The sequence below is a fragment of the Caballeronia sp. GAWG1-1 genome, from assembly GCF_023631465.1.
Taxonomy (GTDB): Bacteria; Pseudomonadota; Gammaproteobacteria; order Burkholderiales; family Burkholderiaceae; genus Caballeronia.
Window position 1 is genome coordinate 54,622 of sequence record NZ_JALQDB010000006.1, and the last position, 13,720, is coordinate 68,341.

Annotated in this window: 10 protein-coding genes; 3 read left to right on the forward strand and 7 right to left on the reverse strand. The window is 62.0% G+C overall.

Going from position 1 to position 13,720, the window contains the following annotated elements; all coding sequences use genetic code 11:
• Positions 1–19 precede the first annotated feature (19 nt).
• From NCT03_RS02890 to NCT03_RS02920, 7 genes are all read right to left on the reverse strand, one after another.
• Positions 20–2,530 (reverse strand): hypothetical protein, encoded by a 2,511-nt coding sequence (locus tag NCT03_RS02890; protein WP_250491889.1) that lies wholly within the window; start codon positions 2,528–2,530, stop codon positions 20–22.
• 356 nt (positions 2,531–2,886) lie between these two features.
• Complete coding sequence (gene dut / locus NCT03_RS02895; RefSeq protein ID WP_250463450.1) at positions 2,887–3,333, reverse strand: dUTP diphosphatase; 447 nt, start codon at positions 3,331–3,333, stop codon at positions 2,887–2,889.
• A complete protein-coding gene (locus tag NCT03_RS02900) occupies positions 3,330–4,349 on the reverse strand; it encodes an LLM class flavin-dependent oxidoreductase (protein WP_250491890.1) in 1,020 nt (339 codons plus the stop codon). The genes dut and NCT03_RS02900 overlap by 4 nt, the downstream gene beginning before the upstream one ends.
• A 4-nt stretch (positions 4,350–4,353) precedes the next feature.
• Positions 4,354–5,571 carry a bifunctional phosphopantothenoylcysteine decarboxylase/phosphopantothenate--cysteine ligase CoaBC gene (gene coaBC / locus NCT03_RS02905; RefSeq protein WP_250491891.1) on the reverse strand — a complete coding sequence of 406 codons (1,218 nt, stop codon included), beginning with the start codon at positions 5,569–5,571 and terminating at the stop codon, positions 4,354–4,356.
• A 54-nt stretch (positions 5,572–5,625) separates the two neighbouring features.
• A complete protein-coding gene (gene lspA / locus NCT03_RS02910; RefSeq protein WP_244827217.1) occupies positions 5,626–6,132 on the reverse strand; it encodes a signal peptidase II in 507 nt (168 codons plus the stop codon).
• Positions 6,132–8,963, reverse strand: coding sequence for an isoleucine--tRNA ligase (ileS, locus tag NCT03_RS02915; protein WP_250491892.1), 2,832 nt, complete (start codon positions 8,961–8,963; stop codon positions 6,132–6,134). Before ileS ends, lspA begins: the two co-directional genes overlap by 1 nt.
• A 90-nt stretch (positions 8,964–9,053) precedes the next feature.
• Complete coding sequence (locus NCT03_RS02920) at positions 9,054–10,049, reverse strand: bifunctional riboflavin kinase/FAD synthetase (protein ID WP_250491893.1); 996 nt, start codon at positions 10,047–10,049, stop codon at positions 9,054–9,056.
• Positions 10,050–10,199: 150 nt separating this feature from the next.
• Here NCT03_RS02920 and purN point away from each other — a divergent pair, with 150 nt between their 5' ends.
• From purN to NCT03_RS02935, 3 genes are read left to right on the forward strand one after another with little or no spacing between them, the layout of a single operon-like run.
• Positions 10,200–10,850 carry a phosphoribosylglycinamide formyltransferase gene (gene purN, locus NCT03_RS02925; RefSeq protein ID WP_250491894.1) on the forward strand — a complete coding sequence of 217 codons (651 nt, stop codon included), beginning with the start codon at positions 10,200–10,202 and terminating at the stop codon, positions 10,848–10,850.
• Positions 10,847–12,160 (forward strand): RsmB/NOP family class I SAM-dependent RNA methyltransferase, encoded by a 1,314-nt coding sequence (locus tag NCT03_RS02930; protein WP_244827221.1) that lies wholly within the window; start codon positions 10,847–10,849, stop codon positions 12,158–12,160. The genes purN and NCT03_RS02930 overlap by 4 nt, the downstream gene beginning before the upstream one ends.
• Positions 12,160–13,536, forward strand: coding sequence for a mechanosensitive ion channel family protein (locus NCT03_RS02935; protein WP_250491895.1), 1,377 nt, complete (start codon positions 12,160–12,162; stop codon positions 13,534–13,536). The genes NCT03_RS02930 and NCT03_RS02935 overlap by 1 nt, the downstream gene beginning before the upstream one ends.
• The last annotated feature ends 184 nt before the right edge of the window (positions 13,537–13,720 follow it).

A 13,720-nucleotide genomic window follows, 5' to 3' on the forward strand; every position in this document is an offset into this window, starting at 1 on the left:
ACGCGTCTCGCCCGAATTCCTAGTGATCGAGCGAGATCGGGTTATCCATATAGATATTCAGCTTCTGTCTGGTCCACGGTTCCGCGTTCCCTATGGTCGTGACGATGCCCGTCGTCGCGCCGCCGCCGAGCAACAAGGTGAAAATGCCACGCAGTGGAAAGTCGCCGTAGAGGGGGTTGGTGATATCGAACGGCTCGGAGCGCGTGAACATGTCCGCGACCGTGTTGCCCATGTATTGCGTGAACGCATCGGGGAAAGGCAGCGCAAGCACGGTTGCATTGACGTGGCTCGCATCCGAGCCGATTGCCGGATCGCCGAGAATGCAGCTTCCGCCCGTGCCCCAGTGCTGCGAATCGAACGGGTCCGCGACCGGGTCGTCAACGGTCGGTATGTGGCTGGCTGGAATTTGCCACGGCATCACGGGCAACTTGAGCGCACGACTGACGGCCTTGCAAAAGTCGAAAAAGTGATCCCATTCGCGTGGGCCGTAGCAGTAGCCATTCTCGTAGGCGCGCTGAGTAAAGTCGTCGGCTTCGTACCGGTCGATAGCCAGAAAGTCGGGCTTGTACGGCTCGTCGTAGACGCCAAGGCTCTGGACATAGCTCGCCGTCTGCTGCGCCATTTGCGCGGGATCGACGTCGGCCTCGTAGATCCACTCCGAGTAGCCCACACCCCAAAGGTTGATCTGCCAGCCGAAAGTCACCTTGGGCGCGATGGTGCGCGTCAGCCAGTTCACGGCCAGCACGTAGCCTTTGATGTCCTCCGTGACGTTAGCGGGAATCGTGGCCGTGACCTGCCAGTGATCGAGCGCGGTCTGCAGCGGCGCGCGTACCGGCATCGCGTAAGTTGGAGCATATTTACCCTGCTCGCATGAGCCGAGGAAGTCAGGATTCACGATGAATCCCGCCGGCACCGGATGCGCGCTGTCGATTGCCTCGTTCGCGATATTGAGCGCCAGAATGTAGTTCGCGAAGCTGTGTGCGTGAGCGTCCGCGTTCGCCAACTGGTCCGGCGTGTCGCCAAGCGACAAGTTGCAGGTGTAGGACACCATTACGGGCAGCACCGGCTGCACACTGCCCAAGTCGTCCTCCACTGAACGGGCAAGCGAGATCGTCGCGCGGGTCTGAGGGTCGTCCGTCAGATACGTGCTGGCGTCGCCAGCGCCGTCCGTTCCGGCATAACAGAAGATCGAAGTTGCGCGCGCGGCGACGAAATCCGCTTCATTGCTCGGCACGAGATCTGTACAGCCGCCGAACGACAGATAGTTCGGAAAGCCGGGCACGGTGAGATTGGCGGAGGTCGTAATGTTCACATCGAGATGCGCGCTCTCGTCGTTCGTCACGTTGAGCGAGGACGGTGCCTCGACGACATAGACCACGCCCGCGAGAAGGAAATCGCCCGCCGTCGTGCTATAGCTGCCTGGCTGTATCGGAACGGCAAATGCCGTCTGTTGCGACTTGGCGGATACGTTCTGCACATAGGTCATGGAACCGCCCGTCAGACGCAATTCGATCGCATGATCGACCGCATCCTGAGCCGTGATATTGATCGGCAGCTCGACATAGCCCGTGGTGGGGACGTTCGAGGTGGTGATCATCGAATCACTGATCGTCAACGTTTGCAGTGCGTTCGTCAGCGTGACGAGCGGCACCGAGAACGAGTATTCGACATTATTGAGCGCGACGTTTTGAATCGAGACTCGTGCGCTGCCCGAGGGTGGCAGCTTGCGTAGCGAAACGACGCTGTTCGTCCGGGTGTCGAATAATGCGAGCGTCGCGCCGGTCTCGATGTCGTTCACCGTCACATGAAGCGTTTCGGTCGAAAGGCCGGTAAGCGCGCCAAACGAGAGATCGAGCGAACAGTAATATTCGACCGGACCAAAGCTCGCTTTAAGCGACGAGGTTTGACCCGCCACGATCTTGACGGTCGACTGGTCCACGAGCAACGGAGCGAGGACCGTCTCATCGCCCGTGACAACAGGGTTGGCTATCACGCTATACGTGCCTTGTTCCAGTTCGGACGTACACGTCTGGTCATAGCAAAGGACGACGGTGACGGCCGCGTCCCCCTGAGTCAGCGTGAGTGTGGGAAGCACACCGGACAGCGCGGGATCGGGCGCGGCCGGACACGTGATTGACAGGGTTCCTTCGATATCGGGCGACTGGTCCGCCGCGAAGGTGAACGAATTGAGCCACGTGTCGGGGCTGGCTACCAGATTCCCATTGATGCCGATGGTGATCTGATCCGCCGGCTGCATCGTGTAGGACGTGGTGTAGTCGATCGTCACGGTGGCGTCGAAAGTGCCGTCGCCCAGTTGCGAAACGTCGGCGGTAATGTCTCCGATCACGTACACGGCATACGCTGGCGTGATTGCCGTAGCGTCGATATTGGCTGGGGAGTGAAAGTTGAACGCAAGATAGTTGTCGACCGTGACCGCGCTGTCGTCTTCATAGCGCAGGTTGGAGACGATGATCGTGCCGTACCATTCATTGGCGCCCGCACCGACGACTGCATCATATTTGATCTGCATGTTCTTGCTCCATTCGTTATTTCGGCTGGAATCATTATCAATTCGATATACGAAATAATAACGAGCCTTTGTGAACTTACTTTATTTAAGTATGTACAACGAACTAATTGCAATGTGTCTTGTTTGTCGGCTCCTAGAACAATCAAGATATTGAGAATCTCGATAGCCGCTGCCAGCTTATCGAGGCGTGGTGCCGAACACCTTTAAATCAGTTCGACACCCGATTTATAGGTGGCGGAAATAAATGCCAGAATGGGAGAAATCCGAGATTTGCGCACCGTATCGGGGCGCGCGCCGGTGATAGCGCTCGGAATATAAAACGACTGATCGGGCCGTTGCAGCCCGACCTATGCGGCTTAGTGCTTGCCCGTGCTACCGAAACCACCCGCGCCACGCGCGCTGGCATCGAAATCATCGACGATATTGAACTGTGCCTGCACCACCGGCACGATCACCAATTGCGCAAGACGCTCCATCGGATTCAACGTAAATGCAGTGTCCCCGCGATTCCACGTAGATACCATCAGTTGCCCTTGATAATCCGAATCGATCAGACCGACCAGATTGCCAAGCACGATGCCATGCTTATGACCGAGTCCTGATCGCGGCAGAATCAGCGCCGCATAACCGGGGTCCGCGAGATGAATGGCGAGGCCAGTGGGCACGAGTACGGTTTGATGCGGCTCGATGACCATCGGCTCGTCCAGACACGCGCGCAGGTCGAGACCCGCGCTGCCAGGCGTGGCATACGCGGGCAGGAAATCGCGCATGCGCGCATCGAGAATCTTGACGTCGAGTTTCATACGTTCTTTTGAGCGTGGCGGCCGAGTTCGAATGCCTCGGCGAGAAGTTGATAGGACCGAGTCCGCGCGGCATAGCTGCCGGCGACTGTGAGCACGATGAGTTCATCGGCGTCGAATTGCTCTTGCAGCGCATGCAGCTTCTCCGTCACGCGCTCTGGCGTGCCGATGATACTGCGCGCTTTCTCATGCGCGATCACCGCGAGCTCGCGTTCGCCGTAGACCTGCGAGATGCCCTGCGCGATCGACGGAATAGGCTGATTCAAACCATAGGCCATTTGCACGCGCCGCAGATCCACCGCGCGTTCGAGCGCATCGGCTTCCTTGTCGGTATCGGCGCAAATCACGAAAACGGCTGCGGCGAGATAAGGCTTCTCCTCGTGGCCGGCCGTGAAACGCTCGCGATAAGCCTCCGCCACGCGATGCCCATACTGCGCGTTGATGAAGTGCGCAAACGCAAAGCGAATGCCGAGTTGCGCGGCGAGCAAGCCGCCGAAATCACTGGAGCCGAGCATCCACAGTTGCGGACGCGTTTCGATCTGCGGCTGAAGCAGCACGCCTTTCGCGAGTGAATCGTCGGGCAGTTCGCCTTTGAAAAGCGCGACGAGTTCGGCCACTTGCTGCGGGAAAATGTCGCCGCGATTGTATGAACCCGCGGCCACCGCCTGCGCCGTGCGCATGTCGCCGCCCGGCGCGCGCCCGACACCCAAGTCCACGCGACTCGGAAACAGCGCTTCGAGCATCAGGAACTGTTCGGCCACCTTGAACGAACTGTAGTAGGGCAGCATGACACCGCCCGAACCAATGCGGATACGCTTCGTGAGACTTCCGATACGCGCGAGCATCACTTCCGGACACGGGTTCGACACACCGTACAAACCGTGATGCTCCGCGCACCAGTAGCGCGTGTAGCCGAGGTCGTCCGCGAGTTGCGCGAGATCGAGCGTGGCCGCGATGGCATCCGCGGTCGAGTCACCGTGGATCACAGGCGTCTGGTCTAAAACCGAGAGCTTTGTCATGGGCTTAGGAGAGGATCGAGCCGCCGCCGCGTGGCGCGCGTTTCGCTATTTCGCCGATCAGCGTGCGAGCAAGCGTCTCTTTGTCGGCGCGCGGCAAGGGTGTCGCGCCGGATGCTTCGAAGAGCACGACTTCGTTGTCGTCGCGGCCGAACGTGAGCGGACCGAGATTGCCGATCAGAAGCGGCACGTTTTTGCGCTTGCGCTTCTCTTCGCCGTGAACGTCAAGATCGCCGCTTTCCGCCGCGAAGCCGACGCAATAGGGCGGGTTCGGCTGCTTGGCCACCAGCGCAAGAATGTCCGGATTCTCGACGAACTCGAATGATGGCAACGGTTGACCCGCGACCTTCTTGATCTTGTGCTCGCTGACTTGATCCACACGCCAGTCCGCGACCGCCGCCACCGCGATGAAAATGTCCGCATCGGGCGTGGCCTGCATGACGGCGTCATGCATCTGCATGGCCGTCTGCACGTCTTGCCGATACACGCCCCAGGGCGTTGGCAGCGAAACGGGCCCGGCCACCAGATGCACGTCCGCGCCGGCTTGCGCCGCCGCACGCGCGAGCGCGAAGCCCATCTTTCCTGATGAACGGTTCGTGACGCCGCGCACGGGATCGAGCGGCTCGAAAGTCGGGCCGGCCGTGATGAGCACGCGCTGGCCGCGCAAAATCTTAGGCTGGAAGAAGGCGCAGATGGCTTCGAACGTGGCTTCGGGTTCGAGCATGCGTCCGTCACCGACCTCGCCGCACGCTTGCGAGCCCGAATCCGGTCCTAGCACCTCGATGCCATCCCCGCGAATGTGCGCGACGTTGCGCTGCGTGGCCGGGTTTTGCCACATCTGCTTGTTCATGGCGGGCACGACGAGCAGCGGACAATCGCGTGCAATGCACAAGGTCGAGAGCAGGTCGTCGCACATGCCGTGCGCGAGTTTCGCGAGAAAGTCGGTGGATGCGGGCGCGATGACGATGGCATCCGCCTCGCGCGAAAGATCGATATGCGGCATGTTGTTCGGCATGCGCGCGTCCCATTGCGAGGTGTAGACGGGACGGCCCGACAACGCCTGCATGGTGACTGGCGTGATGAACTGCGTGGCTGCTTCCGTCATCACGATTTGCACGGTCGCGCCCGCCTTGATCAAGAGGCGCGTGAGTTCCGCGATCTTGTAGCAGGCGATACCGCCGGTGAGGCCAAGCACCAAATGCTTACCCGTGAGTTCGCTAGTCAACTTGCCTCCATCGATGCGAGACGCGCGGCTCTCTGTAAAGCCGCGCCGGAAACATCAGCGCGAACCGCGCACGCGCCGCAGTTCGTCGAACACGAGCAGGACCGCGCCGACCGTAATCGCGCTGTCGGCAAGGTTGAACGCGGGCCAGTGCCACGCGCGCACGTGAAAGTCCAAAAAGTCGATCACGTGACCATAAGCGATACGATCGATCACGTTGCCGATCGCGCCGCCCATGATGAGCGCGAGCGCCGTGCAGAAGAGCCGTTGCGCGGCGTGCTTCTTGAGCAGATAGCCAATCACGACAGCAGCCACCACGCCCAGCGCCGTGAACGCCCAGCGCTGCCAGCCGCCCGCCGCCGCGAGAAAGCTGAACGCGGCGCCGCGGTTATAGACGAGGAACAGGTTGAAGAAGGGCGTGAGCGCGTGCGGTTCGCCGTAAGCGAAAATCTTCTGCACCGCGATCTTGGTCAACTGATCGAACAGAATGACGATCAGCGCGACGCCGAGCCACGGCGCAAGTGAGCCACTACCGGAAGTTTGTTTCGACATCGTTCGAACCATTATGCCGCGCCCCGCGTTTCGCCAGCGCCGAAAAGGTTGGAGAAGCAGCGGCCGCACAGTCCCGGATGATCCGCGTGCGAGCCGACATCCGCACAGTAGTGCCAGCAGCGCTCGCACTTGAGATAGCTCGATGCGCTCACGTCCACGCCTTCTTCCGCTTCGCTCGCCACGCGCTCGAGCGCCGCCGATGAAGTGATCAGCACGAAGCGCAACGCATCGCCGAGACTGGCGAGCGCGTCATAACGCGCGCCGCTTGCGCGCACGAGCACCTCGGCTTGCAGCGACGAGCCGATCAGATTGGCCGTCCGCGCTTCTTCCAGCGCCTTCGTCACGTCGCCGCGCGCGTTGCGGATGAGCGTCCACGTATCGAGCAATTCGCCCGCATTCGCCACTTCCGGATACGCGTGATAGACCTCGGTGAAGATGGTTTCCTGACCGGGCTTGAGCACCTTGTACGCCTCTTCCGCCGTGAACGACAAATACGGCGCGATGAGCCGCAGCAAGCCATGCGCGATGTGATAAAGCGCCGTTTGCGCGCTGCGGCGCTCGCGTGAATCGGGCTTCGTCGTGTAAAGACGATCCTTCAGCACGTCGAGATAGAAGCCGCCCAGGTCTTCCGAGCAGAACGTGGCGATCTTGGCGACGACCGGGTGGAACTCGTATTTCTCGTAATGCGCGAGCGCGTCGTCCTGCAGATTGCGCGACAGCGCGATCGCGTAACGATCGATTTCGAGCCAGTCTTCGACCGGCAACGCGTTCTTCTCGAAGTCGAAGTCGGACAGATTGGCGAGCAAGAAGCGCAGCGTGTTGCGGATACGCCGGTACGTCTCCGTCACGCGCTTCAGGATTTCCTCGGAGATCGCGAGCTCGCCGGAATAGTCCGTCGATGCGATCCACAAGCGAATGATTTCCGCGCCCAGACGGTTCGCCACCTCGTGCGGATCGACGCCATTGCCGAGCGACTTCGACATCTTGCGGCCTTCGCCATCGACCGTGAAGCCGTGCGTGAGAAGCGCGTCGTAGGGCGGGCGGCCGTCGAGCATGGATGCCGTCAACAGCGACGAATGGAACCAGCCGCGATGCTGGTCCGAACCTTCGAGATACAGGTCCGCCGGAAATTGCAGCGAGTCTTTGTGCGAGCCGCGCAGTACGTGCCAATGCGTGGTGCCGGAGTCGAACCAGACGTCGAGCGTGTCGCGGTTCTTTTCGTACATGTTGGCGTCGTCGCCGATTAGCTCGCGCGGGTCCAGCGCCTGCCATGTTTCTATCCCGCCTTGCTCGACGCGCTTCGCCACTTCCTCGAGCAATTCGAGCGTGCGCGGATGCAGTTCGCCCGTTTCCTTGTGCACGAAAAACGCCATGGGCACGCCCCACTGACGCTGACGCGAAAGCGTCCAGTCCGGGCGATTCGCGATCATGCTGTAAAGGCGCTGCTTGCCCCACGACGGATAGAATGCCGTGTTCTCGACGCCTTCCAGCGCGGTCTCGCGCAGCGTCTTGCCGCCGTCCTTCGGCGTCACGTCCATGCCTGCGAACCATTGCGAGGTCGCGCGATAGATGATCGGCGTCTTGTGGCGCCAGCAATGCATGTAGCTGTGCGTGTACTTCTCGGTCTTGAGCAGCGAGCCCGCGCCTTCGAGCGCCTCGATGATCCGCGGATTCGCGTCCCAGATCGACAGTCCGCCGAAAAGCGGCAGCGATTCGATATAGCGGCCGTCGCCCATGACGGGGCTGACGATGTCGGAGTCCGACATGCCGTGCGCCTTGCACGACACGAAGTCTTCCACGCCGTACGCTGGCGACGAGTGCACGACGCCCGTGCCGCTTTCTGTCGTCACGTACTCACCGAGATACACGGGCGCCGTGCGCTTGTAGCCCGGATGCGCCGCCGCGAGCGGATGATGAAACCGCAGGTTCGCGAGCTTCGCACCGGTCGTCGTGGCGATGACTTCGCCCGGCAAGCCGTAGTTCTGCAGGCATGCCTCGACGCGCTCTTGCGCGAGGATGAGGAGGCCGCGCGGGGTATCGACGAGTGCGTAGACGATCTCCGGATGCACGTTCAGCGCCTGATTGGCGGGAATGGTCCAGGGCGTGGTCGTCCAGATGACGATGCCGCCTTCAGCCTTCGGCAACGCGGGCAAACCAAACGCCTGCGCGGTCTTTTCGGGTTCGGCGAACGCGAACAGCACGTCGATGGTCGGATCGGTCTTGTCCTTGTATTCGACTTCCGCTTCGGCCAGCGCCGAGCCGCAGTCGAAACACCAGTTCACGGGCTTGAGGCCCCGGAACACGTAGCCCTTTTCCATGATCTTGCCGAGCGCGCGGATTTCACCGGCTTCGTTCGCGAAGTTCATGGTCTTGTACGGATTGTCCCAGTCGCCGAGCACGCCAAGACGGCGGAAACCGACCTTCTGTTTCTCGATCTGCTCGCTCGCATAAGCGCGCGCCTTCTGCATGACTTCCGTGGCCGGCAGCAACTTGCCGAACTGCTTTTCGATCTGGATTTCGATCGGCATGCCGTGGCAATCCCAGCCCGGCACGTAGACCGCGTCGAAGCCCGCGAGATTGCGCGCCTTGACGATCATGTCCTTCAGAATTTTGTTGACCGCGTGACCCAGATGGATGTCGCCGTTCGCATACGGCGGGCCGTCGTGCAGGATGAACTTCTTGCGGCCCTTGCTGGCGGCGCGAATCTTCTCGTAGATTTTTTCGTCCTGCCATTCCTTCACCCACGCAGGTTCGCGCTTGGGCAAATCGCCGCGCATGGGGAACGGGGTGTCGAGCAGGTTGACGGGATATTTCGCAGCAGCTTTTTGTTTCTTGTCGCTCATGTGTGACTCGGTGAATTCGGTGAGACGGCGTCGCCGACGCGCGCAGTGATTCGATGACGGGGCAGCGGGCGGCGCAAGGGCGCCGCGCGCTCACCTAATTCGGTCGGTGGCCGAAATGGCGAAGCCCGTCGCGCCGCTGCCCGCCGCGCTTGCCGGCGGCAGGCCGAAGTAGGCGCGCGCGCTGGCGACGTCCTTCGCGATGGCAACGGAAAGCGTTTCCAGGTCGACGTACTTTTCTTCGTCGCGCAGCTTCTTCAGGAATTCGACGCGCACGAGCTTGCCGTAGGCGTCGCCATGCCAGTCGAGCACGAAGACTTCGAGCAGCACGCGGCCGGAGTCGTCGACGGTCGGGCGCAGGCCGAGACTCGCGACGGCGGGCAAGGGTTCATTGGCAAGCCCATGCACGCGCACGACGAAGATGCCGGCGAGCGCGGGCCGCTTGTGCGCAATCGGCACGTTGAGCGTGGGAAAGCCGAGATCGCGGCCAAGCTTGGCGCCATGCACGACGTGGCCGCTGATGACGTACGGACGGCCAAGCGCGAGTTGCGCGGCGTCGAGGTCGCCCGCGACGAGCGACGAGCGCACCGACGACGACGAAATGCGCGCGCCGTTCGGATGCGCGACGGTTGCCATCTGCTCGACTTCGAAGCCGTGTTTTTCCCCGGCTGCCTTGAGCGATTCGAAGTCGCCCGCGCGTTTGGCGCCGTAGCGGAAGTCGTCGCCGATCATGACCCAGCGCGCGTGCAGCCCCTTCACGATGGTGTCTTCGACAAACTTGTCGGGCGGCTGGCTCGCGAACGTGTGATTGAAATGCTCGACCACCACGCGATCCACCCCATTCGTGCGCAGCGCTTCGAGCTTGTCGCGCAACATGGCGATACGCGGCGGCGCGCCCGCCGGATTGAAGAATTCGCGCGGGTGAGGCTCGAAGGTCATGACGCAGACCGGCAGCCCGCGTGCGTCCGCGGCGGCGCGCACGCGCGCGAGCAACGCCTGATGACCGCGATGGACACCGTCGAAGTTGCCGATGGTCAGCGCACAAGGCGACCGGCTTTCGGCATTGGGGAGGCCGCGAAAGACTCTCACGATAGACGTTGGTGGGTGGGCAGGGCTTGCGCCGCAAAGCGTTAGATTATAAACGCTCGCACGCATCGACGGGCGCGCGCGGCCGGATGCTGCGCGCTCGTCAATCGGATTGGCACGATTTTCGCCGTCGCCGAATGATAAAATCCGCGAATGAAAAATATCGTCATTCTGATCTCCGGACGCGGGAGCAACATGGAGGCCGTCGTGCGTGCTTGCGCGCGCGAAGGCTGGCCGGCTCGCGTTCGCGCGGTCGTTTCAAACCGGCCGGATGCCGCCGGGCTTGGCTTCGCGGCCGAGAATGGCATTCAAGGCGTGGTGGTGGATCATCGCGAATTCGACTCGCGTGAAGCGTTCGATGGCGCGCTCGCGCGGGAAATCGATCGCTTCGAACCGGATTGCGTCGTGCTCGCGGGCTTCATGCGGGTTTTGACAAATGCCTTCGTCGAGCGCTATTCGGGGCGCATGCTCAATGTGCATCCGTCGCTGTTGCCGAGTTTCGCGGGCTTGCGCACGCATCAGCAAGCGCTCGATGCCGGCGTGCGCGTGCACGGCGCAAGCGTGCATTTCGTGACGCCCGAGCTGGATCATGGTCCGATCGTCGCGCAAGCCGCGGTGCCGGTCTTGCCCGGCGACGACGCCGCCACGCTCGCCGAGCGCGTGCTGGCCGTCGAACATGAGATTTACCCACGCGCGGTGCGCTGGTTCGTGGAAGGGCGTCTTGCCATCGAGGGAAAGCGCGTCGCGCTTCGTTCCTCTGAGCCACAGTGGCTCTTTGCCGACATTGCCGGGGAGGGCGCATGAGGCTGCATGGATTTTTGATTGGTCAAACCGAAACGCTGTTGGCGGACGTACTCCGCTTTTCAGGTCCCGCCGATGCCGCGACCAGCCGTTTCTTCCGCGCGCATCCGAAGCTCGGTCACAGCGAGCGCGGCGTGATCGCGGAGGCGGTGTTCGCCGTGCTGCGCCGGAAAATGGAGTTTTCGCATCTGGCCGAAAGCGGCAGCGGCAACCAGGCGCGGCGTCTCGCGCTGCTCGGGCTGATGCAGACTGCCGGTCTCACCGCGCTCAAGCCGCACGTCTCGGCCGACGAATACCAATGGCTCGCGCAGGTATCGAAGATCGATCCCGCGAGCTTGCCGGTGCGCATACGCACGAACTTGCCGCAGTGGATCTACGAGGCCATGGCCAAGCGTTTCGACGCCGAGGAACTCGCCAAACTCGCGGCCGCGCTGAACTATCCGGCGCCGCTCGATCTGCGCACGAATCCGATCAAGGCGAGCCGCGATGTCGTTTTGAAAGCGCTGAGCGAAGCCGGCATCGACGCGGGCGAAATGCCGTTCGCGCCGTTCGGCGTCCGCGTGGACGGCAAGCCCGCGCTCACGCGCCTCGCGCCGTTCCAGGAAGGCTGGATCGAAGTGCAGGACGAGGGCAGCCAGTTGCTGTGCTCGCTGATGGCGCCGCGCCGTGGCGAGATGATCGTCGACTTCTGCGCGGGCGCGGGCGGCAAGACGCTGGCGCTTGGCGCAATGATGCGCTCGACCGGCCGTCTCTACGCGTTCGACGTCTCCGACCGGCGTCTCGCCAAACTCAAGCCGCGTCTTGCGCGCAGCGGGTTGTCGAACGTGAATCCGGTGCTGATCGACAGCGAACACGACGCGAAGATCAAGCGCCTCGCGGGCAAGATCGACCGCGTTCTCGTCGATGCTCCCTGCTCCGGCTTGGGCACGTTGCGTCGCAATCCCGACCTGAAGTGGCGGCAATCGCCCGCGACGGTTGCGGAACTCACGCCTAAGCAGCTCTCGATTCTCACGAGCGCGGCGCGCCTCGTCAAACCCGGCGGGCGTCTCGTCTACGCGACGTGCAGCATGCTCGAAGCCGAAAACGAAGGCGTGGTGAAGCAGTTCCTGGAAGCGCATCCGAACTTCCGTGTCGTGCCCGCGCGCGATGTGTTGGCGGAACAGCGCATCGACCTCGACACGGGCGAGTTCTTGTCCTTGTGGCCGCACAAGCACGGTACCGACGGCTTCTTCGCCGCCGTGCTGGAACGCGTGCCCGACGCAAAATCGCCGAAGGCTTCCGCGGCGGAAGACGAAGCGCCTTCCGAAAGCTGATGCCGAACCGCATCCTGACGCATCTTTCCGAACGCCTGTTTCGCGACTTCGGCGAACCGGAGGTGCTGTGGCAGGTTGCGGTTCTGATCGGCCTGCTGGTCGTCGCGTGGTGGTGCGCGCGGCTGTTGCGCAAGCGGCTGGATGCGCGCCGCCAGTCGCGCTTCGAGGCGGTGCGCTTCGGCGCGGAGAGCCTGAACAAAGCGCTCTTTCCGCTGCTCGGCACAGTGTTCGTGACGGCCGCGCAACTGTTGCTCGCGCCGTTCATCCACACCGCGTTCCTGCGGCTGGCGCTGGTGCCGTTGTTGGGCATCACCGTCATCTATCTGATGTTCTATGTCGCGCGCCGCGTGTTCAGTCGCGACGGCACCGAGCACGAGGCGGGCGCGCTCCTCTTTCTGTTCGAAAAGCTCGTGACGACCATCGTCTGGGTCGTGATGCTCCTCACCGTAATGGGCATACAGGACGACGTCGTGCGCTGGATGGCGAGCGTGCGCTTCAATTTCGCCAACGCGCACATGACTCTGCTGTCGCTTGCATCGGGCGTGCTGTGGGTCTGCGTGACGCTGATCGTGGCGATGTGGGCCGGCGCGCTGCTCGACGACCGGCTGATGCGCTCCCGCTCACTCGACGCCAATCTCAAGGTCGTGCTCGGCCGCGTTGCGCGGGCACTGATGATCCTCGCGGCCATATTGGTCAGTCTGTCTATCGTCGGCATCGACATTACGGTGCTCGGCGTGTTCGGCGGCGCGCTCGGCGTGGGGCTCGGCTTCGGCTTGCAGAAGATCGCGAGCAACTATGTCTCGGGCTTCATCATTCTGCTCGACCGGTCACTGCGGCTTGGCGACATGATCAACGTGAGCAACTATCAGGGCACGGTCACGCAGATTCGCACGCGCTATACCGTCGTTCGCGGACTCGACGGCATCGAAACGTTGATTCCGAACGAAAAACTCATCACCGACGTGGTACAGAACCATTCGTCGTTCCTGACGCGCGGCAACGCGAAGATTGCCGTGCAGGTGAGTTATCGCTCCGACGTGGAACGCGCGATGCTGTTACTCGTGGAGGCCACGCACGATGTCGACCGCGTGCTGCAGGACCCCGCGCCCGCCGCGTTGCTTGCCAGCTTTGGCGCTGACGGCATCAATCTGGAATTGAGTTTCTGGATCGAAGATGCCGCGAAGGGCACTGGCGGCGTCAAGTCGCAGGTAAATCGTCGCGTCTGGCGGTTATTCTGTGACAACGGCATTGAAATCCCCTACGCGCAACGCGAGATAAGGATTGTTGGCGACGCGCGCAACGCACTAGGCGATACGGTAGGAAATGCCGAAAGGCGCGGCGATGACGCCGCAGCGCCGGCCGGAGCCCAGGTTTGATGCTTGATCCGTTGATTTGGATCGAAAACAGGCATTAAATCGGCGCGTGAGTTTTTGCGCGTTTTGTTACCATACAAGAAATTCTACCTTTACGACAAAGACTTGGAACGCATGCAGTAGAATGCGATCGAACTTGCGCGCGTTTCTTTCATGTGCCCAACACGGTGTTCAGTGTCATTTGCAC

Excerpts from the sequence above, each read along its gene's own strand:
- NCT03_RS02935 (WP_250491895.1), top strand. The coding sequence starts at position 12,160 with ATGCCGAACCGCATCCTGACGCATCTTTCCGAACGCCTGTTTCGCGAC.
- purN (WP_250491894.1), top strand. The coding sequence starts at position 10,200 with ATGAAAAATATCGTCATTCTGATCTCCGGACGCGGGAGCAACATGGAG.
- NCT03_RS02900 (WP_250491890.1), bottom strand. The coding sequence starts at position 4,349 with ATGACAAAGCTCTCGGTTTTAGACCAGACGCCTGTGATCCACGGTGAC.
- dut (WP_250463450.1), bottom strand. The coding sequence starts at position 3,333 with ATGAAACTCGACGTCAAGATTCTCGATGCGCGCATGCGCGATTTCCTG.
- lspA (WP_244827217.1), bottom strand. The coding sequence starts at position 6,132 with ATGGTTCGAACGATGTCGAAACAAACTTCCGGTAGTGGCTCACTTGCG.
- NCT03_RS02890 (WP_250491889.1), bottom strand. The coding sequence starts at position 2,530 with ATGCAGATCAAATATGATGCAGTCGTCGGTGCGGGCGCCAATGAATGG.
- ileS (WP_250491892.1), bottom strand. The coding sequence starts at position 8,963 with ATGAGCGACAAGAAACAAAAAGCTGCTGCGAAATATCCCGTCAACCTG.
- NCT03_RS02930 (WP_244827221.1), top strand. The coding sequence starts at position 10,847 with ATGAGGCTGCATGGATTTTTGATTGGTCAAACCGAAACGCTGTTGGCG.